23 protein-coding genes are annotated in these 24,112 nt (G+C 65.9%); 10 read left to right on the top strand and 13 right to left on the bottom strand.

Annotation, left to right across the window (positions count from 1 at the left end; translation table 11 throughout):
• Positions 1-9: 9 nt before the first annotated feature.
• Positions 10-1,176 (top strand): serine hydrolase, encoded by a 1,167-nt coding sequence (locus EC845_RS22645; protein WP_233598076.1) that lies wholly within the window; start codon positions 10-12, stop codon positions 1,174-1,176.
• Positions 1,173-2,393 (top strand): MFS transporter, encoded by a 1,221-nt coding sequence (locus EC845_RS22650; protein WP_123298519.1) that lies wholly within the window; start codon positions 1,173-1,175, stop codon positions 2,391-2,393. The genes EC845_RS22645 and EC845_RS22650 overlap by 4 nt, the downstream gene beginning before the upstream one ends.
• Before the next feature lie 36 nt (positions 2,394-2,429).
• Here the strand turns inward: EC845_RS22650 and mnmE are convergent, their stop codons facing one another.
• From mnmE to rpmH, 5 genes are all read right to left on the bottom strand, one after another.
• Positions 2,430-3,845, bottom strand: a complete 1,416-nt coding sequence (gene mnmE / locus EC845_RS12855; RefSeq protein WP_123298520.1) for a tRNA uridine-5-carboxymethylaminomethyl(34) synthesis GTPase MnmE — start codon at positions 3,843-3,845, stop codon at positions 2,430-2,432.
• Positions 3,846-4,008: 163 nt separating this feature from the next.
• Entirely contained in the window at positions 4,009-5,703 is a 1,695-nt protein-coding gene (gene yidC / locus EC845_RS12860) for a membrane protein insertase YidC (protein ID WP_123298521.1), read from the bottom strand.
• On the bottom strand, positions 5,700-6,050 hold the full coding sequence (gene yidD / locus EC845_RS12865; protein WP_123298522.1) for a membrane protein insertion efficiency factor YidD: 351 nt from the start codon (positions 6,048-6,050) through the stop codon (positions 5,700-5,702). Before yidD ends, yidC begins: the two co-directional genes overlap by 4 nt.
• Positions 6,047-6,454: a ribonuclease P protein component gene (locus EC845_RS12870; RefSeq protein ID WP_123298819.1), complete on the bottom strand. Its 408-nt coding sequence runs from the start codon at positions 6,452-6,454 to the stop codon at positions 6,047-6,049. The genes yidD and EC845_RS12870 overlap by 4 nt, the downstream gene beginning before the upstream one ends.
• An 82-nt stretch (positions 6,455-6,536) precedes the next feature.
• Positions 6,537-6,671, bottom strand: a complete 135-nt coding sequence (gene rpmH / locus EC845_RS12875; RefSeq protein ID WP_005798102.1) for a 50S ribosomal protein L34 — start codon at positions 6,669-6,671, stop codon at positions 6,537-6,539.
• A gap of 647 nt (positions 6,672-7,318) precedes the next feature.
• On the opposite strand from rpmH, the gene dnaA reads away from it, so the two are divergent.
• The 5 genes from dnaA (at position 7,319) to EC845_RS12900 (ending at position 14,279) form a co-directional block, all read left to right on the top strand.
• Positions 7,319-8,695 (top strand): chromosomal replication initiator protein DnaA, encoded by a 1,377-nt coding sequence (gene dnaA / locus EC845_RS12880; RefSeq protein ID WP_123298523.1) that lies wholly within the window; start codon positions 7,319-7,321, stop codon positions 8,693-8,695.
• A 253-nt stretch (positions 8,696-8,948) separates the two neighbouring features.
• Positions 8,949-10,055 (top strand): DNA polymerase III subunit beta, encoded by a 1,107-nt coding sequence (gene dnaN / locus EC845_RS12885; protein WP_123298524.1) that lies wholly within the window; start codon positions 8,949-8,951, stop codon positions 10,053-10,055.
• 91 nt (positions 10,056-10,146) lie between these two features.
• Positions 10,147-12,717 carry a DNA topoisomerase (ATP-hydrolyzing) subunit B gene (gyrB, locus tag EC845_RS12890; RefSeq protein WP_123298525.1) on the top strand — a complete coding sequence of 857 codons (2,571 nt, stop codon included), beginning with the start codon at positions 10,147-10,149 and terminating at the stop codon, positions 12,715-12,717.
• A gap of 235 nt (positions 12,718-12,952) precedes the next feature.
• The gene (locus EC845_RS12895; RefSeq protein WP_123298526.1) at positions 12,953-13,267 is read left to right on the top strand and encodes a DUF4148 domain-containing protein; all 315 of its coding nucleotides are present in this window, start codon (positions 12,953-12,955) and stop codon (positions 13,265-13,267) included.
• A gap of 337 nt (positions 13,268-13,604) precedes the next feature.
• Positions 13,605-14,279, top strand: coding sequence for a phosphatase PAP2 family protein (locus EC845_RS12900; protein WP_158615691.1), 675 nt, complete (start codon positions 13,605-13,607; stop codon positions 14,277-14,279).
• Positions 14,280-14,297: 18 nt separating this feature from the next.
• Here EC845_RS12900 and EC845_RS12905 read toward each other — a convergent pair whose 3' ends face one another.
• The 3 genes from EC845_RS12905 to EC845_RS12915 form a co-directional block, all read right to left on the bottom strand.
• Entirely contained in the window at positions 14,298-14,780 is a 483-nt protein-coding gene (locus EC845_RS12905) for a DUF1579 domain-containing protein (protein ID WP_123298528.1), read from the bottom strand.
• A gap of 23 nt (positions 14,781-14,803) precedes the next feature.
• Positions 14,804-15,223, bottom strand: a complete 420-nt coding sequence (locus EC845_RS12910; protein WP_123298529.1) for a VOC family protein — start codon at positions 15,221-15,223, stop codon at positions 14,804-14,806.
• 180 nt (positions 15,224-15,403) lie between these two features.
• A complete protein-coding gene (locus tag EC845_RS12915) occupies positions 15,404-16,297 on the bottom strand; it encodes a LysR family transcriptional regulator (protein WP_233598077.1) in 894 nt (297 codons plus the stop codon).
• Between the two features lie 215 nt (positions 16,298-16,512).
• Between EC845_RS12915 and EC845_RS12920 the strand changes: the two genes are divergently transcribed.
• Positions 16,513-17,871, top strand: a complete 1,359-nt coding sequence (locus EC845_RS12920; protein WP_123298531.1) for an aspartate aminotransferase family protein — start codon at positions 16,513-16,515, stop codon at positions 17,869-17,871.
• A 127-nt stretch (positions 17,872-17,998) separates the two neighbouring features.
• Here the strand turns inward: EC845_RS12920 and EC845_RS12925 are convergent, their stop codons facing one another.
• Positions 17,999-18,466: a winged helix-turn-helix transcriptional regulator gene (locus EC845_RS12925; protein ID WP_123298532.1), complete on the bottom strand. Its 468-nt coding sequence runs from the start codon at positions 18,464-18,466 to the stop codon at positions 17,999-18,001.
• Between the two features lie 139 nt (positions 18,467-18,605).
• Between EC845_RS12925 and EC845_RS12930 the strand changes: the two genes are divergently transcribed.
• Positions 18,606-19,901 (top strand): D-amino acid dehydrogenase, encoded by a 1,296-nt coding sequence (locus tag EC845_RS12930; RefSeq protein ID WP_123298533.1) that lies wholly within the window; start codon positions 18,606-18,608, stop codon positions 19,899-19,901.
• Between the two features lie 36 nt (positions 19,902-19,937).
• On the opposite strand, the gene EC845_RS12935 is transcribed toward EC845_RS12930, so the two are convergent.
• Entirely contained in the window at positions 19,938-20,360 is a 423-nt protein-coding gene (locus EC845_RS12935) for an HIT family protein (RefSeq protein WP_123298534.1), read from the bottom strand.
• Positions 20,361-20,533: 173 nt separating this feature from the next.
• Here EC845_RS12935 and EC845_RS12940 point away from each other — a divergent pair, with 173 nt between their 5' ends.
• Entirely contained in the window at positions 20,534-21,460 is a 927-nt protein-coding gene (locus tag EC845_RS12940; protein WP_370451322.1) for a UDP-2,3-diacylglucosamine diphosphatase, read from the top strand.
• A 96-nt stretch (positions 21,461-21,556) separates the two neighbouring features.
• On the opposite strand, the gene EC845_RS12945 is transcribed toward EC845_RS12940, so the two are convergent.
• The 3 genes from EC845_RS12945 to minD all read right to left on the bottom strand — a co-directional run bounded on the left by EC845_RS12945 (position 21,557) and on the right by minD (position 24,024).
• A complete protein-coding gene (locus EC845_RS12945; protein WP_233598054.1) occupies positions 21,557-22,849 on the bottom strand; it encodes a galactosyldiacylglycerol synthase in 1,293 nt (430 codons plus the stop codon).
• Between the two features lie 89 nt (positions 22,850-22,938).
• Positions 22,939-23,205, bottom strand: a complete 267-nt coding sequence (minE, locus tag EC845_RS12950) for a cell division topological specificity factor MinE (protein WP_123298535.1) — start codon at positions 23,203-23,205, stop codon at positions 22,939-22,941.
• A 3-nt stretch (positions 23,206-23,208) separates the two neighbouring features.
• The gene (gene minD / locus EC845_RS12955; RefSeq protein ID WP_123298536.1) at positions 23,209-24,024 is read right to left on the bottom strand and encodes a septum site-determining protein MinD; all 816 of its coding nucleotides are present in this window, start codon (positions 24,022-24,024) and stop codon (positions 23,209-23,211) included.
• Between the last annotated feature and the right edge of the window lie 88 nt (positions 24,025-24,112).

The raw sequence follows: 24,112 nt of genomic DNA on the forward strand, positions 1-24,112 counted from the left end.
ACATGGCGCATGGGCGTGCCCCCCGCGCATCTGCCCGCACGCGTCCAGGCCGCCGTCCAGCGGGCCCTGGACACACGACGGCTGGTCGGCGCCGTGGTGCTGGTCGCCCGCGATGGCGACCTGATCCATGCGCAGGCCAGCGGATGGGCCGATCGCGAAAGCGCACGCCCGATGACGGTCGACACGATCTTCCGCCTGGCATCGGTCAGCAAGCCCATCGTGTCCGCCGCGGCGATGGTGCTGGTGTCGCAGGGCCGGCTCGATCTCGACGATGGCATCGAACGCTGGCTCCCCGAATTCCGGCCGCGCCTGCCCGATGGCCGCGCCGCCCGCATCACCGCACGCCAGTTGCTGAGCCACACGGCCGGTCTCGGTTATCGTTTCTTCGAGGCCGACGCGGACGGACCCTATGCGCGCGCAGGCGTATCGGACGGCATGGACGCGTCCGGCATCGGCCTGAGCGAGAACCTGCGGCGCCTCGCCGGCGTGCCGCTGCTGTACGAACCCGGGACGGCCTGGGGCTACTCGCTGGCGACCGACGTGCTGGGCGCCCTGATCGAACGCATCCAGGGCACCTCGCTGGACGCCGCCCTACGCCGATCGGTGACCGGGCCGCTGGGCATGGGCGACACCGGCTTCGTGGCCCACGACGCACAGCGCGTGGCCACGGCCTACGTGAACGACCACCCGCAGCCGCACCGCCTGCAGGAAGGCGAGCGTGTCTCGGCCTTCGACGGTGCCGTCGGCATCGATTACAGCCCTGCCCGCATCTTCGATCGCCACGCCTTCCCGTCCGCCGGGGCGGGCATGGCCGGTACCGCCGGCGATGTGCTTCGCCTGCTGGACACCCTGCGCCAAGGCGGCGGCGACCTGCTGCCCAGCGAAATCGTCGCCGACATGGGACGGGACCAGACTGCGGGCCGCGACTTGCCCGATGCGCCCGGCCTCGGCTTTGGACTGGGATTCTCGGTCCTGCGCGACCGCGGTCTGGCCGCATCGCCCGAGTCCGACGGCACCTGGCGCTGGGGCGGTGCCTACGGCCACTCGTGGTTCGTCGACCGGACCCAGGGGCTCAGCGTCGTCGCCCTCACCAACACCCTGTACGAAGGCATGTCGGGCCCGTTCGTCAACGAACTGCGGGATGCGGTCTACGGCGTGCCGGGGGTGAACGAATGAGCGCGATCACGCCGCCCCCCCCTGCCCTCACCCCTGGCGGCACGCCGGCGGCCGGCCGGGAACGTCTGCCGCTGGCCTCTCTGCTCGCGCTGGCCATGGCCGCGTTCGTCACCGTGCTGACCGAGGCGCTGCCGGCCGGACTGCTGCCGCAGATGGCGGCGGGCCTGGGCGTCTCGGAAGCCTGGGTGGGCCAGACGATCACCGTCTACGCCATCGGCTCCCTGATCGCCGCCATCCCCCTGACTGCCGCGGCGCAGGGCGTCAGGCGCCGGCCCCTGCTGCTGGCCGCCATCGCGGGTTTTGTCGTCGCCAACACGGTCACGGCGTTTTCGGCCAGCTATGGGCTGACCATGGTGGCGCGTTTCCTGGCCGGAGTCTCCGCCGGACTGCTGTGGGCGCTGGTGGCGGGTTATGCCGCCCGCATGGTGCCCGAACACCAGAAAGGGCGGGCCATTGCCGTCGCCATGGTCGGCACGCCGCTGGCGCTGTCGCTGGGCGTACCGGCAGGCACGTTCCTGGGCACGCTGATGGACTGGCGCGCCTGCTTCGGCAGCATGAGTGTGCTCGCGCTGATCCTGATGGTCTGGGTCCGCTTGCGGCTCCCGGATTTCGGCGGGCAGGCCAAGGGCAGGCAACTGGCGCTGAGCCAGGTCTTCAAGCTGCCCGGCGTCCGTTCCGTCCTGTTCGTGGTCCTGGCCTTCGTGCTGGCGCACAACATTCTCTACACCTACATCGCGCCTTTTCTGGCGGTGGCAGGTCTCGGCGATCGAACCGATCTGGTGCTGCTGGTGTTTGGTGTCGCCTCGCTGCTGGGCATCTGGATCGTCGGGGTGCTGATCGACCGCCACCTGCGAACGCTGGCGCTGGCCAGCACGCTGCTGTTCGGTCTTGCCGCATCCGTGCTGGCGGTGGCCGGCGAGGCGCCGGCCCTCGTCTACATCGCCATCGGCATCTGGGGAGTGGCCTTCGGCGGCGCCCCGACCCTGTTCCAGACCGCCCTGGCCAAGACGGCCGGAGACGAGGCCGCCGACGTCGCGCAGTCCATGCTGGTGACCGCCTGGAACATGGCCATTGCCGGCGGCGGCCTCATCGGCGGCATTCTGCTCGACAGGCTGGGCGCCGCTGCGTTCGCCCCGGCCCTGCTGGTGCTGGTGGCGGCATCGCTGATCGCCGTCTGGGCCGCCAGGCGCCATGGATTCCCGGCCGTCAGCGGATAGCGGACCGACACAGGGAAAGCGGCGCGTGGCGTCGGCTCACTTCCCGATGCAGAACCTCGAGAAGATCTCCCCCAGCAAGTCGTCGCTGGTGAACTCCCCCGTGATTTCATTGAGCGCGTGCTGGGCCAGCCGGAGCTCCTCGGCCAGCAGGTCCAGCGACTGGGCCTGCGCCGTGAGATGCTCCGCCGCCAGTTCCAGATGCGCCTGCACGGCCGCCAGGGCCTGCACATGGCGCTCGCGGGCCATGAAGATGCCCTCGTCGGCGCTCTGCCAGCCCACGGCCTGCAGCAGCCAGCGGCGAAGCGCCTCCAGGCCTTCGCCGGTACGGGCCGACAGGCGCAGCGAGGGATGCGCCCCGGCCTCGCCGAACGCCGCGTTCCGCTCCGCGGCCACTGCATCTTCCTTGTTCCACACATCCATGCGGGGCACGGCACCGGGCAGGCGCTGTGCGATGCGCTCGTCCTCGGCCTGGTAGGCGGCCTCGCCCCGGCGTGTCAGGTCGTGCAGGAACAGCACCACGTCGGCGCTGGCAATCTCGTCCCAGGCGCGGGCAATGCCGATGCGCTCGACGGTATCGTCGGATTCGCGCAGGCCCGCCGTATCGACGATGTGCAAGGGCACGCCCTCGATCTGTATCGTCTGGCTGACCTTGTCGCGGGTGGTGCCCGCAATGGGCGTGACGATCGCCAGCTCGGCACCGGCCAGGGCATTGAGCAGGGAGCTCTTGCCGGCATTGGGCTGGCCGGCGATGACCACCTTGATGCCCTCGCGCAACAGCGAACCCTGCCGGGTGCGCCGCTGCAGCGTTGCCAGGGCATCGCGCAGACGGGCCAGCTTGCCCGCGGCATCCGCCTGCGTCAGAAAGTCGATCTCTTCTTCGGGGAAATCCAGCGTCGCCTCGACCAGCATGCGCAGATTGACCAGTCCCTCGCGCAAGGCCTGCACTTCCTGGCTGAAGACACCGGACAACGACCGGCTGGCACTGCGCGCAGCAGCCTCGGTACTTGCATCGATGAGATCGGCCACGGCCTCGGCCTGGGCCAGATCCAGCTTGCCGTTGAGGAACGCGCGTTCGGTGAACTCGCCCGGCCGTGCCATGCGCAAGTCCGCCAGCAGGGGCCGGCCGGTCGCCGCGTCGCGCTGGGCGGCCAGGGCCAGGGCATGCGCGAGCAGCAGTTGCAGCACCACGGGCCCGCCGTGCACCTGCAGTTCCAGCACATCCTCGCCCGTGTACGAATGCGGCCCCGGGAAAAACAGCGCCAGTCCGCGGTCGATCACCTGCCCCTGCAGGTCGCGCAGCGGCAGGTACGTGGCCACGCGCGGCGCCAGAACCTGCCCGCACAGGCGCTCGGCCATGGCCGCCAGACCGCGGCCCGATAGGCGCACGATACCGACCGCACCACGCCCGGGCGCGGTGGCGATCGCAATGATGGGAACCGTGTGATGGAGCATGTCCGCAGCCTCCTGGCAACCGCCACGCCACGCCCCGACCGTGGGACGTGGCCGCAGTGGCCTGCCGTCATTCAAACAGAAGAAACACAAAGAGCCGCAGGTGCGGCTCTGTTGGGACCCGGTGCACCGCAGGCGCACCGGGGGGTCGGCCCGCAGGCCGTCGTCAGGCGGGTTTTTTCTTGCCGCCGTTGACACCCAGGCGGCGGTTGATCACCCACTGCTGCGCGATCGACAGGATGTTGTTCGTCAGCCAGTACAGCACCAGGCCGGCCGGGAAGAAGAAGAACATCACCGAGAACACCAGCGGCATGATCCACATCAGGCGAGCCTGCATCGGATCCGGAGGCGTCGGGTTCAGCCAGGTCTGCAGCATGGTCGAGGCGGTCATCAGCAGCGGCAGGATGTAGAACGGATCGGGTGCCGACAGATCGTGGATCCACAGAATCCAGGGCGCCTGGCGGAACTCGACCGACGACAGCAACACCCAGTACAGCGCAATGAACACCGGGATCTGGATCAGGATGGGCAGGCAGCCGCCCAGCGGATTGACCTTCTCCTCCTTGTAGATGCGCATCATCTCCTGCTGCATCTGCTGCGGCTTTTCCTTGAGGCGCTCGCGCATTTCCTGAATGCGCGGGTTGATCGCCTTCATCTTGGCCATGCTCGAGTAAGCCTTGGCGTTCAGCCAGAAGAAGGCGGCCTTGAGCAGCACCACCAGTGCCACGATCGACCAGCCCCAGTTGCCCAGCAGGCTGTGCAGGCGGTCGACCAGCCAGTACAGCGGCTTGGCCAGAATCGTCAGCCAGCCATAGTCCTTGACCAGTTCCAGGCCCGGGGTCAGCGCTTCCAGGCGCTTCTCGAGCTGAGGGCCGGCGTAGAACGTCGCATCGATGGTGCGGGTCTGGCCGGGCTGCAGGGCGTCGAGCGGCGCGATCATGCCCACGGCATACAGGTTGTTGCCCACCTTGCGGGTGAAGAAGTCACGGCGCACGTTGTCGCCCAGGATCCAGGCGCTGGCGAAATAGTGCTGCACCATCGCCACGAAGCCGTTGTCCGAGGGGGCCGGCATCTCGGCCTTGTTTTCCTCGATGGTCTTGAAGTCGATCTTCTTGAACTTGTTCTGCGCATCGTAGACGGCCGGACCGGTGAAGGTGGCCGCGAATCCGAAGGGCGTGCTGCTGGGCAGGGCGTTGCCGTCGCGCACGATCTGCAGATAGAGCTGCGGCGACACGGCAACCGAGCCGGTGTTGACCACCTCGTGGCGAACGCCGATGGCGTAGTCGCCGCGGCGCAGGGTATAGGTCTTGCGCAGCTTCAGGCCACCCAGGTCTTGCGATTCGAACACCACCTGGAGTTCGTTCTGGCCTTCGGAGAGCGCACGCGGGCCCTCGACCAGGGCCATGGGTGTCTTGTGGGTCGGGAAGGCGCCGCCGATCAGGCCGGTCTGGGCCTGGTAGACCCGGTTGGCGTTTTCGTCGAGCAGCAGAACAGGCTCGCTGCCGCCGAGTTGGTCGGAGTACTGCAGCAGCGCGGTGCGGACCAGCGATCCGCCCTCGGTGTTGAAGGTCAGGCGCAGCACGTCGGTGCTGATGTCGACCTGCTCGCTCCGGACTTCGGCGGCGGGAGCCTGCTCGCCCGGCACGGCGCCCGGGCCGGCCGCAGCCGCATTGCTGGACGTCGGAGGCACCGTCGAATTCGCATTGGCCGGTGCGGCCGGGTCATTGGCGGTGGCGGTGGTCTGCTCGGCACGCGGGAAGAACGTGGCGGGGCGTCCATTGTGGATCTGCCACTGATCCCAAAGCAGGATCAGCGAAAAACAGAAGATCACCCACAGGAGGGTACGTCGGATGTCATTCATGACGGCTTCTTTGATGACGTGATGGGGTCAGCCGGAGTGGGTGCCGGCGGCGAGGAGGGACTGAGCAGCCGCGTGAACATTCCCAGCCCACGCGGCAGATGCTCGGGCGCCGCATCATAGCCGCCCTGACACCAAGGCTGGCAACGCGCCAAGCGATAGAGGGTCAAAGCGCTGCCGGCGACGGCGCCATGCCGTTCGAGAACCTGCAGGGCGTACTGGGAACACGTGGGCTCGAACCGGCAGCTTGCACCCAGCCAGGGGCTCAGCAGCAAACGATAGCCGCGCACCAGGGCCATCAGGCCGCGACGCGGCCACAGGCCCGGCTGGAAGCGGGCCCGGTCCGTCATGATGCGGCACGCGCCCACAGCCGCTGAAGCTCGGCGCGAACCGCCTGCTTGAGCGAATCGGAACTGGCGCTGACGAACGTCTTGCGATCGAATTCCGCACGCAGGCGCACCACCCAGGCCACATCGGCTTGGGCGGCAGGAGGCGGGCCTTCGGCCAGCGCCAAGGCATAGATCTGACGGCGGATGGCGTTGCGCGTCACCGCACGGCGAGCCCAGCGTTTGGGCGTCATGGCCCCGAGCCAGACGCCGCCGGCTGGAAACAGAGCCTCCAGCGGCTGCGCATCGCCCTGCGGCTGGCTGCTGCCGGACAGCGGCAGCATGTGCAAGGCGAAATGAGCCGTTCGCGCGCGCGTGGCGTGCGACAGCACCGACTGGAACTGGGCCCGGGTCTTGAGGCGAGGCAAGGCTGGATCCGCACGCGTGGCCGAACCGGGTGTCTGCGCGCAACGCGCATCACCGATATCGGCCATGCAGGCGAAAAAAGACTTAGACGGCCAGACGCTTGCGGCCCTTGGCGCGGCGTGCGTTGATCACGGCACGGCCGCCGCGGGTCTTCATGCGAACCAGGAAACCGTGGGTGCGGGCGCGACGGGTCTTGGAAGGCTGGTAAGTACGTTTCATGATGAATCCTGAGGTCGGTCTTGTATAGGTGCGGCATGGCGCCTGGTTGCCGGCATTGCCGGCGGGCGCCATCCAAAATTGACCACCGAACGATCTTTGCAAACCGCCACCAGACAGCCACACGCCTTTTGTCGCGTGGCAGCTGCCGTGTGTGAAGAGAGACTGCTCTGATCCGCGGCGCAAAGCCCACGTGCAGCCGGCTCTCGATGAATCGAAAACCCACGGCGACGCAAACTCCTACCAGTCGGGGGAACCTGCGATTATCGCAAACTTCCCAGCCAGCGACAAGCCAGGCGAGGTATGCGGCAACCGAAAACCACACAATCGGTCCGACAGCCGCGCCCCGGCACGCTCACAGCTATCAAAAGAAGAATGCGATCGCAGGCCGTCCACCGGACCGCCTGCCAACTTGTTGAGCAATCGGAACGCCTCTGCGGGCGATATCCGGACAGATCATCGGGTCGACAGAGGCAGCAGAGGTGCCCGTTTTATGGTCAAATACGCGCCCTTGTCGCGATACGCCGTGCCCGAGCACCGTCGGCGCGACTTGTGGATAACTCCCCGGCTGACTACAATCGTCCTGGCCTTTGGGCATAAGCTATCCACAAGAACACCCATCCCATTTTGCCCAGGAAATCCCGCCTTTCATGACGCCCCAAGACAGTTTGACGCTTTGGCAGGCCTGCATGGATCAACTGGCCCAGGAGATGCCGGAGCAGCAATTCAACACCTGGATCAAGCCGCTCTCGGCCACGGTCGCATCCGACTTCAGCAAGGTCACCGTCTACGTCGCCAACCGCTTCAAGATGGATTGGATCCGCGCCCAGTACGCCTCCCGCATCGCCGATCTGCTGGCCGAGACCTATGGCCAGCCCGTCGTCCTTGAGTTAGCGCTCGCTCAGCGCGAAGTGCCCGCCAAACCTGCATTCAAGCCTGCCGTAGTCGAAGCCCTGGCCCCTGCGGCCCCGCCGGCACTGGCCGAAGAACCGCCGACCCTGCCCAACAAGACCCGGCTCAACCCGGCACTGACCTTCGACACCCTGGTCGAGGGTTCGGCCAACCGCATGGCGCGCGCCGCGGCCATGCACGTGGCCAACAATCCGGGCCAGCTCTACAACCCGCTGTTCATCTACGGCGGCGTCGGCCTGGGCAAGACCCACTTGATGCACGCCGTGGGCAACCAGTTGCTCGCCGACAAGCTCGACGCCAAAGTTCTCTACATCCACGCCGAGCAGTTCGTCAGCGATGTGGTCAAGGCTTACCAGCGCAAGACATTCGATGAATTCAAGGCGCGTTACCACTCGCTCGATCTGCTGCTGATCGACGATGTCCAGTTCTTCGCCAACAAGGACCGCACCCAGGAGGAGTTCTTCAACGCCTTCGAGGCCCTGCTGGCCAAGAAATCGCACATCGTGATGACCAGCGACACCTATCCCAAGGGGCTGGCCGACATTTCCGAGCGCCTGGTCTCGCGTTTCGACGCCGGGCTCACCGTGGCCATCGAGCCGCCCGAGCTCGAGATGCGCGTGGCCATCCTGATCAGCAAGGCCAAGGCCGAGAACGCCGACATGCCCGAGGAAGTCGCCTTCTTCGTGGCCAAGAACGTGCGCTCCAACGTGCGCGAGCTCGAAGGCGCGCTGCGCAAGATCCTGGCCTACTCGCGGTTCAACCAGAAGGACGTGTCCATCCAGCTCGCCCGCGAGGCCCTGCGCGACCTGCTCTCCATCCAGAACCGCCAGATCAGCGTCGAGAACATCCAGAAGACCGTGGCCGACTACTACAAGATCAAGGTCGCCGACATGTACTCGAAGAAACGCCCGGCCAGCATCGCGCGGCCGCGCCAGATCGCCATGTACCTGGCCAAGGAACTGACGCAGAAGAGCCTGCCCGAGATCGGCGAACTGTTCGGCGGCCGCGACCACACCACGGTCCTGCACGCCGTGCGCAAGATTTCCGGCGAACGCCAGCAACTGACCGAACTGAATCAGCAACTGCATGTGCTGGAACAGACGCTCAAGGGCTGATGCGACCCGCGGGCGTGTGCACGGGCAGCGCCGATGATCGCTATCTTTATGGAAGCGATGTCGTCGATTGCTGCTGGCACACGGTCGTTTTCTCCAGAATTTCCGGAGATGAACGCGCGACTTTTGCCTGAAATGCCCGGCAATCAGCGAGAATGAAACAGTTTTGCCCAGGCCAAGGCGGGCTTGATGGCAGCCTGGTGAGGCCTTCCTCCCGGCCCCTGCGCAACGAACACGACAGTAAGAAGAGGTAGAGATGATCGTTTTGAAGGCAACACAGGACAAAGTTTTGGCTGTCCTGCAATCTGTCTCCGGTATCGTGGAGCGGCGGCACACACTGCCGATTCTGGCCAATGTCCTGTTGCGCAAGCACGGCAGCCAGATCCAGTTCACGACCAGCGATCTAGAAATCCAGATCCGCCGTACCGTCGAATTCGACGGCGATGCCACCGATTTCACCACCACCATCGGCGCACGCAAGCTGATCGACATCCTGCGCTCCATGCCCAACGACCAGACGGTGTCGCTGAACGCGCAGCAGAACAAGATCGTCCTGCAGGGCGGCAAGAGCCGTTTCACGCTGCAGACGCTGCCGGCCGACGACTTCCCGCTGGTGCAGGAAGCCGCCAACTTCGGCCCGGCCTTCAGCGTGCCCCAGAAGACGCTCAAGGACCTGCTCAACCAGGTCTCCTTTGCCATGGCGGTGCACGACATCCGCTACTACCTCAACGGCATCCTGTTCGTGGCCGAAGGCAAGCAGCTGGCACTCGTCTCCACCGACGGCCACCGCCTGGCCTTTGCCAACGCCACGCTCGACGTCGAGGTGCCCAAGCAGGAAGTCATCCTGCCGCGCAAGACCGTGCTCGAACTCCAGCGCCTGCTCAGCAACGACGAAGGCGCGATCGAACTGCAGTTCGCCAACAACCAGGCGAAGTTCAGCTTCGGCGGCATGGAGTTCGTGACCAAGCTGGTCGAGGGCAAGTTCCCGGATTACAACCGGGTCATCCCCAAGAACCACAAGAACAACGTCACCCTGGGCCGCGCACCGCTGCTGGCCGCGCTGCAGCGCACCGCCATCCTCACCTCCGACAAGTTCAAGGGCGTGCGCCTGAGCGTCGAGCCGGGTGTGCTGCGCATCGCCTCCAGCAATGCCGAACAGGAAGAGGCCGTCGACGAGCTCGACATCGACTACGGTGGCGACACCATCGAGATGGGCTTCAATGTCACCTACCTCATCGACGCGCTCTCGAACATCCAGCACGATATGGTCAAGCTCGAACTGGCCGATGCCAACAGCTCGGCCTTGCTGACCATCCCCGAGAACCCCAGCTTCAAGTACGTGGTCATGCCCATGCGTATCTAGGCCATCCGGCCAGGCGCCCAGGCCCCAGGGACGAACGTCCCGGGGCCTTCAACGTTTTTAGCAAGCCACTTTTTTGTTGACCGACTGACACATGAGCGAAGACAACACCACCCCGGAATCAGATCAAACGCAGCCGGGCACACCTGCACCGGCGGCCGGGGCCAGTGACTACGGCGCCAGCTCCATCCAGATCCTCGAAGGACTGGAAGCGGTCCGCAAGCGCCCCGGCATGTACATCGGCGACACCTCCGACGGCACCGGACTGCACCACCTCGTCTTCGAGGTCGTGGACAACTCCATCGACGAAGCCCTGGCCGGCTACTGCGACGACATCGTCATCACCATCCACGCCGACCAGTCGCTGTCGGTCAGCGACAACGGCCGCGGCATTCCCACCGGCGTGAAGATGGACGACAAGCACGAGCCCAAGCGCTCGGCGGCGGAAATCGCGCTCACCGAACTGCACGCGGGCGGCAAGTTCAACCAGAACAGCTACAAGGTTTCGGGCGGCCTGCACGGCGTCGGCGTGTCCTGCGTGAACGCGCTGTCGATCAGCCTCCACCTCGAAGTCCGCCGCGACGGCAAGATCCACGCGATCGATTTCTCGCGCGGTTTTGTGCAAGACCGGCAGATCGCCATCGTCGACGGCGTCGAGACCTCCCCGATGAAAATCGTGGGCGAGACCAGCCAGCGCGGCACCACCGTGCACTTCCTGCCCGACGTCGAGATCTTCAAGGAAAACCACGAGTTCCGTTACGAGATCCTGGCCAAGCGCCTGCGTGAACTGAGTTTCCTGAACAACGGCGTTCGCATCCGCCTGAAGGACGAACGCAGCGGCAAGGAAGACGACTTCTCGGGCGCCGGCGGCGTGCAGGGTTTCGTGCAGTTCATCAACGAAGGCAAGCAGGTCCTGCATCCCACGATCTTCCACGCCATGGGCGAGCGCCCGGCCGAGAGCTACGGCGGCATCCCGGGCACCCACATCGGCGTCGAAGTGTCGATGCAGTGGAACAGCAGCTACGGCGAACAGGTGCTGTGTTTCACCAACAACATCCCGCAACGCGACGGCGGCACCCACCTCACCGGCCTGCGGGCAGCGATGACACGGGTCATCAACAAGTACATCGAAGAGAACGAACTGGCCAAGAAAGCCAAGGTCGAGGTCACGGGCGACGACATGCGCGAAGGCCTGTGCTGCGTGCTCAGCGTGAAAGTGCCCGAGCCCAAGTTCAGCAGCCAGACCAAGGACAAGCTGGTTTCCAGCGAAGTGCGCGCACCGGTCGAAGACATCGTGGCCCGCACGCTCACCGACTACCTGCAGGAACGGCCCAACGACGCCAAGATCATCTGCGGCAAGATCGTCGAGGCCGCCCGGGCCCGCGAAGCGGCACGCAAGGCGCGTGAAATGACCCGCCGCAAGGGCGTGCTCGACGGCCTGGGCCTGCCCGGCAAGCTGGCCGACTGCCAGGAAAAAGACCCCTCGCTGTGCGAAATCTACATCGTCGAGGGCGACTCCGCCGGCGGCTCGGCCAAGCAAGGCCGCGACCGCAAGTTCCAGGCCATCCTGCCCTTGCGCGGCAAGATCCTGAACGTCGAGAAGGCGCGCTACGAAAAGCTGCTCACCAGCAATGAAATCGTCGTGCTGATCACGGCGCTGGGTACCGGCATCGGCAAGGCGACGGGCATCGGCGGCACCGCGGGCGTGGACGACTTCAACATCGACAAGCTGCGTTACCACCGCATCATCATCATGACCGACGCCGACGTCGACGGCGCTCACATCCGCACCCTGCTGCTGACCTTCTTCTACCGGCAGATGCCCGAGCTGGTCGAGCGCGGCCACATCTACATCGCGCAGCCGCCGCTCTACAAGGTCAAGCACGGCAAACAAGAGCAATACATCAAGGACACGCCGGCGCTCGATGCCTACCTGCTGCAGATCGCACTGCAGGAAGCGCAACTGGTGCCCGGCGCCGACCGCCCCGTCATCGAAGGCGAAGCGCTCGACAGCATTGCCAGCCAGTACCAGTTGGCCTACCAGGTGGTGCACCGGCTGTCGAACTGGCTGGACGCCGAGGCCCTGATGGCCATCGTGCAGGGGGTCGAACTCAAGCTCGCCACCCTCGAGGAAGCCGAGGTCTCGGCCGCTGCCCTGCAGGCCGCGCTGCACGACGCCAAGGTCACTGCCCTGATCGACCCGCGCAACGATCGGCCCCAACTGGCCATCACGCGCCGCATCTTCGGCAACGACAAGGTCAGCACGCTGAGCGCCGACTTCGTGGCCGGCGGCGATTACGCCGCCCTGCGCCGTGCCGCCGAGACCTTCGACGGCCTCATCGGCGAAGGCGCGGTGGTCCGCCGCGGTACCGGCGACAAACAGAAGCAGCACAAGGTGAGCGAGTTCCGCGAAGCCATGCAATGGCTGCTGTCGCAGGCCGAAAGCAGCGTAGGCCGCCAGCGCTACAAGGGTTTGGGTGAAATGAACCCCGCGCAGCTTTGGGAAACCACCATGGACCCCAATGTGCGCCGCCTGCTGCAGGTGCAGATCGCCGATGCGATCGAGGCCGACAAGGTCTTCACCACGCTGATGGGCGACGACGTCGAGCCGCGCCGCCACTTCATCGAAAGCAATGCCTTGCGGGCGTCGAACATCGACGCGTGAGGTCTGGCGCGGAGTCCGCGCCCGCCCAACCCCGCCCCGCCCCGCCCCCTCCAGCCTCCACGCTGCCGGGGGTTTTTCTTTGGGCGGAATCAATCCTTCGACACCTCCACGACTTGCGGCGGGATGTGATAAATCGCACGGACAGGTCGCCGCTGCAGGTTCAAACTTCAGTCATGCCTTGAACGACATGGGCATCATAAAAATGTCGTGAAACGACAGACCCAAAGGAACCATCATGAACAAGACCATCGCCGCCGCCATCCTCGCCGCCGCCAGCCTGACCTCGGTTGCCAGCTTCGCCGAAAACCTCGACAACCCCGCCTTCCCCGTGACCCAGGGCGCTCCGGTTTCGCGCGCTCAGGTGCAGGCCGAACTGGCCCAGTACCAACAACAACTGGCCAGCGCTCCGGCCCGTGCAGAGAACCCCCGTTTCGTTGCCCAGGACAACGCCCCGTCCGTCTCGCGCGCTCAAGTCCAGGCCGAACTCAATGCCTGGGAAAACAAGCAGGCTCAACTGCCCGCCCGTGCCGAAGACCGCGTGCCCGTCTAAAAGCCCTCGGCAACGCCGGGTCTGACAAGACCCTGTCTGCCACGCGGCCTTCGCCGCGCACCGCCAAGCCGCCGTGCATCTCCAACGATGCACGGCGGCTTCTTTTTTGGATGCGCACTTGGGAATCCGGTGCGGGTGCATCGCGCAAAAGCACTGCCTCGGAAATGAGGGCACGGCGGACAGCCGCCCGCCCGCAGACACCAAAAAAACGACGACAACGGACGCCGAACGCTATGATGTCCGGCGTTGGGCAATGCAGCTGGACGGGTCTATTCCGCAAAAGCTGCTGCGCCCCTCCTCGCTGCCCTCTCTTCGTCCTGCGCCCAACTCCCAGGTCATGAAACAACAATCCTTCCTCTTTCTCGCCTGCACGCTTGCGCTGGGCGCAGCTGCGTTGTGGATCGATCTGCCGCTGACCCAACTGGTCGCCGCGAACCTGACACCGGCCCTCGACGAGTTCTTCGACGACCTCAGCGGCGTGGCGGATGCGGAAACCTATGCCCTGATGGCACTGGGAGCCTACGGCATCGGACTCTGGGCTTTGCCCCGGCATGCGGTGCGCCGCTGGGCGCCGGTTGCCGAACGGCTGGTGCGTGGCGGTCTCTTCATGCTGCTCACCATGGCTTCGGGCGGCATCCTCACCCTTGTCCTGAAACACCTGGTCGCGCGTGCGCGGCCTTCGGTCTTCCTCGAGAATGCCTTCTACGGTCTGGCCACGCCTTTCTCGGGCTCGCCCTACAACTCGTTCCCGTCCAGCCATACCCTCACGGCATTTGCCGTAGCGGCCGTGCTCGCCCACCTGCTGCCCCGCTGGCGCTGGCCGCTGATGGCCCTCGCCACGGTCGTGGGCCTGTGCCGCGTGCTGACGCTGGAACACTTCCTGACCGATGTCATCGTCGCCGCCCTGCTGGCCATCGCCTGCGCCCGCTTCTGGGCACCGCGTGTGCTGGCGCCGAACATGGAATGGCCGCTGCGCGGCCCCTGGCACTGGCACCGCAAGACCGTGCGCTGAAAAGCGGCCCGCCTGGCCTCAGGCCGCCCGCCGATAGGTGGCGGTCATGAAGACCTGCCAGCTGCCGTCGTCCTGCAGCACCCGCGAAGTCAAGGTTCGCTCTGCGTCGGAGACCCATGCGATGACATCCTGGTAACGAGCCGTCGTGCCGTCGCCCTTGAAGCTCGGGCCTTCGCAGTCCAGCACCAGCTCGCGCTCCGATCCGTCCAGATAACCCGTGTACGACCAGATCCGAGACATCACCGAACACACCCAGGTCCCCACAAAACACTGCTGTTCGGGGTCGTAGCCCAGCGTCATGCGCGATTGCATGGGAGATCCGTCCGGCGTCTGGGCATCGCCCTCGCACACCACCCAGAGCCCGCCCAGGCCGATCACCCGCTCGCGCCCCCGGGTGACGCACGGCGCCTGGTCGGGGCCCATGTCCGCATGGGACTCGGAGGTCCACTCACCCTGGAGCCGGGACAGCCAGACATGGCCCGGTTGTTGTTCATCCATCATGTCGTCTCCTTCTGAATCGGGACTCAGGCCGCGGCGGGCTGCTCGGCTACCACCATCCAGGGCAAGCCGAAGCGGTCCTGCACCACACCGAAAGCCGGCGAGAAGAACGTCGCCATCAACGGCACGGTGAGGGTTCCGCCGTCGCTCAACGCAGCCACCGTCCGCTCAGCTTGCGACGTGCCGGCGACGTTCAGCGTCAGAGAAAAGCCCTGGAACACCGCCGGCTGTCCGCTGCATTGCCCGTCGGACATCAGCAGTTCCACATCGCCGATGCGCACGCTGGCATGCATCACATGGTGCGCCTGCGCCCCGGCACACATCGACGGCTGCGGCCCTTCGCCATAGCGCATGAGGGCGACCACCTGCGCCCCCAGCGCCTCCCGGTAGAACGCGATGGCCTCCTCGCATCGGCCTTCGAAGAACAGATAGGGTTGAACTCTCATGACGCTCTCCAGTACGGAAGATCCACACGATCCGAGTAAAAAGAGACGGCCAGGCCCGATCGCCGCCGCCACGCCCGCCAGGGGACGCAGTCCCCATTGGAGCATCCGGAACGGCCGACGACCCATCCCGGTTATCCACTAGCCCGGGCCCGGCGACGGAAGACCCGTGCCGGTGGCGAGCTAGCGGATCGCGTCCGGATGCACCGCCATCAGGCAATCCTGGAACAGCTGTGTGGCCCGTGTGGGTTGCGGCGACTTGCGCAGCACGCTCACGAAACGGCAGGTGTAGTGAAAGCGCTCGGGCGCGATGGCCTGCATCTGCCCTTGCTGCTCGAAGCGGCTGGCATAGTGGTCGGGCAGGAAACCCAGGAACTGCCCTGACAGGATCAGCAACGCGATGGCCTCCTCGTCCGACCCTGTGGCCTTGCGGGTGAGGTTGGCCCGGTGGCTGAGCTCCATGTTGGGCGAATGATGTGCCAGCCCGGCGAACGGGTAGTCCCGCAAACGCTCCCAGCTCAGGGCGTCGTGCGGTTGGCCGAAGAGCGCGTGCTGGCGGCCGCAATACAGCAGCATGGTCTCGCCGAACAGATCGGCGTAGGCCAGGCTTTGCGAGTTCCGGTGCGTGGGAATCACGCCCACATGGAACCGGCCGTCGATGATGCCGCGCTCGATGGCGCTGATGGAGGCGACATGCACGCTCAGGGCGACCTCGGGCGCGTGCCGGGCGAACCGGGCGATCGCCTCGGCGATGCGGGCCTGCGGATTGCTGGCGGTCTTGTCGAAGACCGCGATCTCGAGCTGCCCGCCCATGCGCCGGTGGATGTCGTCGATGCCGCTGCGAAAGCCGTCGACCGAAGCCAGCAGTCGCAGCGTTTCCTCGTACACCCTCTGGCCTTCGGGAGTCAGCGCAAAACCGGCCCTGCCCCGCCTGCACAGCACCAGACCCAGCCGGGTCTCGAGATCCTTGACGTGCCGGCTCACGGTCGAGGTGCCGATGTTGAGCTCGAGTTCGGCCGCAGCCATGCCGCCGCACTCGACCACGCTCTTGAACACCCGCAGCAGACGCAGGTCCATGTCGCTGAGCTGGCCCAGCACCGCCCGGCTCTTCGCCTTGGCGGGCAAAGCCGTGGCCGGCAGGGGCTCTGGAGAGGGCGTCGTCGGTCTTACTTGCATGAATCATCAAGTGAACATTGATATCGACCTATTTTCACCACTATCGCCCGGCCCAACAATGGCTCTGTTGTTCATTTTCTTCAATTGAACGGAGCGGGCTTCGCCGCCTGACCGCCATGACCCTTGCCACCATTCCCGCGCCCGCCACACCGCCCGCCGTCCGCACCGATGCCGCCTGGCTGGAAGCCCACTGGATGCCGTTCACCGGCAACCGCCAGTTCAAGGCCGATCCGCGCATCATCGTCGAGGGCAAGGGGGCCTACTTCACCGACGCCGATGGCCGCAAGATCTTCGACGGCCTCTCGGGCCTGTGGTGCACGGGCCTGGGCCATGGCCGCACCGAGATCGTCGAAGCCGTCAGCAAACAGATCGCCAAGCTCGACTACGCACCGGCGTTCCAGTTCGGCCACCCCACCGCGTTCGAGCTGGCCAACAAGATCAAGGACCTGACGCCCGCAGGCCTCGACTACGTGTTTTTTGCGGGTTCGGGCTCGGAAGCAGCCGACACCTCGCTCAAGCTGGCCCGTGCCTACTGGCGCGCCAAGGGCCAGGCCAGCAAGACTCGCCTGATCGGCCGCGAAAAGGGCTATCACGGCGTGAACTTCGGCGGCATCTCCGTCGGCGGCATCGGCGGCAACCGCAAGACCTTCGGTGAAGGCATCGCCGCCGACCACCTGCCCCACACCCAGATCGCGGCCAACAAGTTCACCAAGGGCCAGGCCGAGAACGGTGCCGATCTGGCCGATCGTCTGCTCGACCTCATCACGCTGCACGACGCCTCCAACATCGCCGCCGTCATCGTCGAGCCCTTCTCGGGATCGGCCGGTGTGGTGATCCCGCCCATCGGTTACCTCAAGCGCCTGCGCGACATCTGCACGGCCCACAACATCCTGCTGATTTTCGACGAGGTCATCACCGGCTTCGGCCGCTGCGGCAGCTACACCGGCGCCGACGCGTTCGGTGTGGTGCCCGACATCATGAACTTCGCCAAGCAGGTCACCAACGGCACCCAGCCGCTGGGCGGCGTGGTGGTGCAGAAAGAAATCTACGACACCTTCATGGCGGCAGGCGGCCCGGACTACCTGGTCGAGTTCCCGCACGGCTACACCTACTCGGCCCACCCGGTGGCCTGTGCAGCCGGCATCGCCGCGCTCGACCTGCTGATCAAGGAAGACGGCGTGGGCCGCGTGCAGGCCCTGGCACCGTATTTCGAACAGGCCGTGCACAGCCTCAAGGGCGTGAAGCACGTCACCGACATCCGCAATTTCGGCCTGGCTGCCGGCATCACCATCGATGCCCTGCCCGGCGAACCCGCGCGCCGCCCCTTCGAGATCGCCATGGCGTGCTGGAAAAAGGGCTTCTATGTCCGGTACGGTGCCGACACCATCCAGCTGGCCCCGCCCTTCATCAGCGAAAAAGCCGAGATCGATCGCCTGATCAACGCCCTGAGCGACGCACTGGCCGAAACGGCCTGATCGGCTCGAGAAGAAAAGCCAGGCCCGCGCCACCCGACCTGTCGGGCTCTCGCCGAATAGGGCTCCCGCCCCGCACGGCCCAGCGCCTTGCGGGGCTTTTTTCGTCGTCTGCCGGTGTGTGCGCCGATCAGCGGTCGACCGGCAGCACCAGCGTTTCCTTGACCTCCTCCATCACCACATAGCTGTGGCTTTCCGCTGCCACGGGCAGTTTCTTGAGGATGTCCCCGAGCAGATGCCGGTACTCGTCCATGCCCCGCAGCCGGGCCTTGACCAGGTAGTCGAAACTGCCGGAGACCAGGTGGCACTCCAGCACCTCGGGCACATGCAGCAGTTCCTTGCGCACCTTGTCGAACACATCGCCGGATTTCGACACCAGCTTGATCTCCACGAAGACCAGCAGCGTCTTGCCCAGTGCCGCCGGCGACACCCGGGCGTGATAACCGGTGATCACGCCGGCACGCTCCATGCGTCTGACGCGCTCGGTGCACGGCGACGCCGACAGCCCGACCCGCTCGGCCAGATCGGTCATGGACAGGCGGCCTTCACGCTGCAGGATGTCGAGGATTTTGCGGTCGATGCGGTCGAGTTCGTGCATTTCACTGATTCCCTTGGAGGAGCACCATTTAATCAGCAAATACCCATGCCATGCACCGAAATTTCAGTGAAATCCACTGCACTCAAAGCCCTAAAGTCTGAATATCCACTTTGATTCCTGAGTATCCCGGAGCATTTCCATGAAAGTCATCGTCCTGGGCGGCGGCGTGATCGGCACCACCACCGCGTACTACCTCGCACGGGCCGGCGCACAGGTCACGGTTCTCGAGCGCCAGCCCAGCGTGGCGCAGGAAACCAGTTTTGCCAATGCCGGCCAGATCTCTCCGGGTTATTCCACGCCGTGGGCTGCGCCCGGCATTCCGCTCAAGGCGATCAAGTGGATGTTCCAGGAGCATGCCCCCCTGGCCATCCGCCTCGACGGCAGCCTGTGGCAGTTGCGCTGGATGGCGCAGATGCTGCGCAACTGCAACGCGCAAAGCTACGCCGTCAACAAGGAACGCATGACGCGGGTGGCCGAGTACAGCCGGGACTGCCTGCGCCAGTTGCGCGCCGACACCGGCATCTCGTACGAAAACCGCTCGGGCGGCACCCTTCAGCTGTTCCGCTCCGCCGCGCAGCTCGATGCGGTGGAGCGCGACATCGCCGTGCTGCGCGAATGCGGCGTTCCGCACGAACTGCTCACGCCCGATCAACTGGCGAGCGTCGAACCCGCGCTCGCCCATGCCAAGGACCGGCTCACCGGCGGACTGCGCCTGCCCAACGACGAAACAGGCGACTGCCACCTGTTCACCCAGGCCCTTGCCAAGCTGGCCACCGGCCTCGGCGTGGATTTCCGATTCGACCAGCAGGTCGAATCGCTGGTCTGGGCCGGCGACGCCATCCAGGGCGTGAAAGTCAATGGACGGGTCCTGACCGCCGATCGTTACGTGCTGGCCTTCGGCAGCTACACCCGCGATTTCATCTCGCCCCTGGGCCTCGATGTGCCGGTCTACCCCGTCAAGGGTTACTCCCTCACCGTCCCCCTGACGGACGAGAGCATGGCGCCGCAGTCGACCGTTCTGGACGAGACCTACAAGATCGCCGTGACCCGTTTCGACAAACGCATCCGCGTCGGCGGCATGGCCGAACTCGGCGGCTTCGACCTGCGCCTCAACCCCAAGCGCCGCGCCACACTCGAACGGGTGGTTCGCGACCTCTTCCCGGGCGGCGACATTCCTGCCGCCACGTTCTGGACCGGCCTGCGCCCCATGACCCCGGACAGCACCCCCATCGTGGGAGCGACGCGTTACCGCAATCTCTACCTCAATACCGGCCACGGCACGCTGGGATGGACGATGGCGTGCGGCTCGGGCAAGCTCATCAGCGACATGCTGTGCGGCCACAAGACCGAGATCAGCACCGAAGGCCTGGCGCTGGACCGCTATGCCGGTGCACAGCGCGCCACGCCGGCCCGTGGCCGACACGCCCACGCGTGACCCTGTCGGCGGGCTCCGGCGGCCAGCAGCCGGCCGTCAAACCGCAAGACGGGCCTTGATGCGTTGCGCCACGGCCTGAAGGTCGGCGGTTTCGGCCCGCACCGCGCCGTGCTCGCGCAGCCCACGGCCCGCATGGCGCGGCACGATGTGGAAATGCACATGGGGTACCGTCTGACCGGCCGCGGCGCCATTGAACTGGCCCACGAACACCCCATCGGCCTGCGTCGCCGCCTGGATCGCCGTGGCCAGCCTCGTCACCACGGCGATGCAGTCGCGGGCGGCTGCATCGGACAGCTCGGGCAGGGTCGCCGCCGCCTCGCGCGGCAGCACCAGCACATGGCCCTCGGCCTGCGGCATGAGGTCCATGAAGGCCAGCGTCGTCGCATCCTCGTAGACCGGCACGCAGGGCGCTTCGCCCCGCAGAATCTTGGCAAAAATGTTGTTCGAATCGTAGGACATGGCAAGCAGCGGGGGCGAGACCGTGCGATCCGACCCCGGTATCAGTGACGGTATCCGACATTCTAGGACGGTGCCCGGTCCCGCCAGCCGCGGTCCGAAGCGGCCGGCATGCGCTCACACGATTGACACACAACCGCCACGCCGCCGTCATCAAGCCGCGCCACCATGGCGGCATGCGACATCCGTCCCTCACCCATCGCGCCACCTCGCCCGCGGACGGGCAACGACAGCCGCCCGAGCCCTTCGGAGCCGCCGACAACGTGCCGGCGCGCCGGTCGATGAATGTCCGTACGGTCTGGATCTCGGATGTGCACCTGGGCACACCGGGTTGCCAGGCCCACGCCCTGCTGGATTTCCTGCGCCACGTCGAGTGCCAGCAGATGTACCTGGTGGGCGACATCATCGACGGCTGGCAGCTCAAGCGCAGCTGGCACTGGCCTCAGGCCCACAGCGACGTGATCCAGAAGCTGCTGCGCAAGGTCCGCAAGGGCACCCGCATGACGTTCATCGCCGGCAACCACGACGAGTTCGCCCGCCGTTTCCTGGGCGTCACCCTGGGAGGCATCGAAGTCGCCGACGAGGCCGTGCACACCACGGCCGACGGCAAACGCCTGTGGATCCTCCACGGCGACCAGTTCGACGGCGTCATCCAATGCGCCAAGTGGCTGGCCCATGTCGGCGACGTGCTCTACGAGTTCTCGCTCAAGCTCAATCGCCACCTCAACATCTGCCGTGCGTGGCTGGGCCTGCCCTACTGGTCGATATCGCAATACTTCAAGCTCAAGGTCAAGCGTGCCGTGAGCTACGTGGGCGACTTCGAGAACGCCGTCGCCCGCGAAGCGCGCCAGCGCGGCATGGACGGCGTGGTCTGCGGCCACATTCACCACGCCGAGATGCGCGACATCCAGGGCATCCTCTATGCCAACGACGGCGACTGGGTCGAGAGCCTGAGCGCGCTGGTCGAGCATGCCGACGGCCGACTCGAGATCGTCCGCTGGCCCATGAGCCATGCGCCGCGCGGCAAACGCCAGCCGGCGGTTCAGGAAGATCCCCTGCATCTGCTCGACGACCTCGAGCTGCCGGTCACGCCTCTGCGCTGAACACCGGCGCCATACGCGGGCCGCTCCGGGCCGCCAGCGCTTCCAGCCGGCAGACTGCACGGCTTCCTTCATGGCGGCAGGCATCGACCCAGGGCTTCAACTCATGCGCATGACCGCGCCGGCTGCGAGAACAGCGGCGGCCCGTGTCGGGACCTGTGCCACGATCCCGGCCAGCACGCCGGGCAACTCGTCGCTCGCATGGTTGCGCACCCGCCGGGCAGCCGCCTGGAAACGCGGCAGGTCGGCCAGCAGGCGTGCCACCGCCCAGGCGATCTCGTCGTAGCCGCCGATCGTCAACCCCAGCTCCTGCTCCCGCAGCCAGTGCGTGTTGTAGCGCTCCTGCGGCAGCGTCGAGGCATTCGAGGCCACGATGCAAGGCAGACCCATCTGGATGGCCTCGCTCAGGCTGCCCGGTCCCGGTTTGCCGATGAAGAAATCCGCCAGCTGCATGTATTGGGGAATGTCGCCGGTGTAGCCGACGATCGCGCGCGGGGCGCGGGCGGGCAACTCACGCAATGCGCGGGCCAGGGCCTCGTTGTTGCCGCACAGCAGGATCAGCGGCACGTCGGGCAACTGGCGAGCGATGGTCAGCATCTGGCGCGAACCCTCGCCGCCGAACAGAACCAGCCCGACCGGGCGGTCCAGCGGCAAGCCCAGCTCGCGCCGGCGCACCAGCCGATCCGACCCGCCCAGGCGCGGCGCGTAAAAATCGTGGCGCAGCAGCATGCCCGAGACACTGTGCACATGGCTGGGCGCGCATCCCGCAGCATGGGCCTGGGCCACGGCACGCGGCGTGCCGCACACGATGTGGATGGGCAGGCCCTTTTCGATCCAGAACCGCGGCGGCAGATCCGCTAGGTCCGTCATCACCGTGGCATAGGGCGTGCCGGGCAGCGCCTGCTGCAGGCTCAGGAACATGGCCCGATTGAAGTTCGGCACCAGCGAGACCACCAGGTCGGGCCGGCTCAGCAGCCAGTGCTGCCGCAGTCGTTTCATCAGGAAAGGGTGGCCCATGCGGATGCCTGCCTGCAGCAGCCTGAGCTCCTGCGCCAGTCCGGCCGTCCAGCCCATGGCCAGGCGTTTGTTGTAGATGCCTTCGGGGGCCATGCCGGTCCAGCGGCGGAAGACGTCATGCACGTCCACCCGTTCGAGCAGATTCACCCGCTCCACCAGCCAGCCCAGTCCGGCCCGGCCGATCGCCGCTTCGAGCGCCAGCGACGACGCCCGATGCCCGCCGCCGGCGTTGAAATACATCAACTGCACACGAACCGGCGAGCCGCCCGCAGGGCTCTCCAATCCGAACGACAGGGGAGCCTGGGGCAGGACGGGGCAGCTTGCGCCCCCGCCGGGATGCCGGCGCGGCGCATCCTCGTATGCATGATTCAACATGCATGCAAATTACGACCCTACCGTGTCGGACTGATGACGGTCCGGCGGCCTCGGCGCATGCGGCGCAGGCCCCGCCTGCAACGGCAGGCTTACTTGCTGGCCGTCTCGGGGAGCTCGATCTTGACTTCGAGCACTTCCAGATCGTCCTGGCGCTCGAGGTTGAGCTTGATGTCGTCCGGGTTGATGTTGACGTACTTGGAGATCACCGCCACCAGCTCGCGCTGCAACGCAGGGAGGTAGTCGGGCGCGAAAGCATTGCGGCCCGTGCGTTCGTGTGCAAGGATGATCTGCAGGCGTTCCTTGGCCACACTGGCGGATTTTTTCTTTTCGCCCAGGAGGAATGACAGCAGGGACATGATTTACCTCCCTCCGAACAGGCGCTTGAGCAGACCGGGCTTCTGTGCGTCGACGAAGCGCAACGGCTTCTCTTCGCCCAGGAAACGCGAAACCACGTCCTTGTAGGCTTCCGACACATCGGTGCCGTCGAGATGCACGGCCGGCGTCCCTTGGTTGGACGCCTGCAGCACCGACTCCGACTCGGGAATCACACCGATCAGCGGAATGCGCAGGATGTCCTGGATATCCTCCAGCGACAGCATCTGCCCTTCCTGCACGCGGCTGGGGTTGTAGCGCGTGATCAGCAGGTGTTCCTTGATGGATTCCTTGCCTTCGATCGCGCGTTTGGTCTTGGAGCTCAGCATGCCCAGGATGCGGTCCGAGTCGCGGACCGACGAGACTTCCGGGTTCGTCACCACCAGCGCCTCGTCGGCGAAGTGCATGGCCATCAGCGCGCCTTGCTCGATCCCGGCGGGCGAATCGCAGACGATGTAGTCGAAGCCCTGGGCAGACAGGTCCTTGATGACCTTCTCGACGCCGTCCTTGGTGAGGGCATCCTTGTCACGCGTCTGCGAAGCGGCCAGCACGTACAGGTTCTCGACCTGCTTGTCCTTGATCAGCGCCTGGCTGAGATTGGCCTCGCCATGGATGACGTTGACGAAGTCGTACACCACACGCCGCTCGCAGCCCATGATCAGGTCGAGGTTGCGCAGGCCGACGTCGAAGTCGATCACCACGGTCTTGTAGCCCCGCAGAGCCAATCCCGTGGAAAAGCTGGCGCTGGTCGTGGTCTTGCCCACGCCCCCCTTGCCGGAAGTCACGACGACGATTTTGGTCATGTTGGTCTCAAGTCCTTTGTTAGGTATGGGTCGGTCCTGCCGATCCGCGACGGGAGCGAGCCGAGTGGAACGGCTCTGGTTTTTCTGC

This window comes from Comamonas sp. BIGb0124, assembly GCF_003752175.1.
Classification (GTDB): Bacteria; Pseudomonadota; Gammaproteobacteria; order Burkholderiales; family Burkholderiaceae_C; genus Comamonas_F.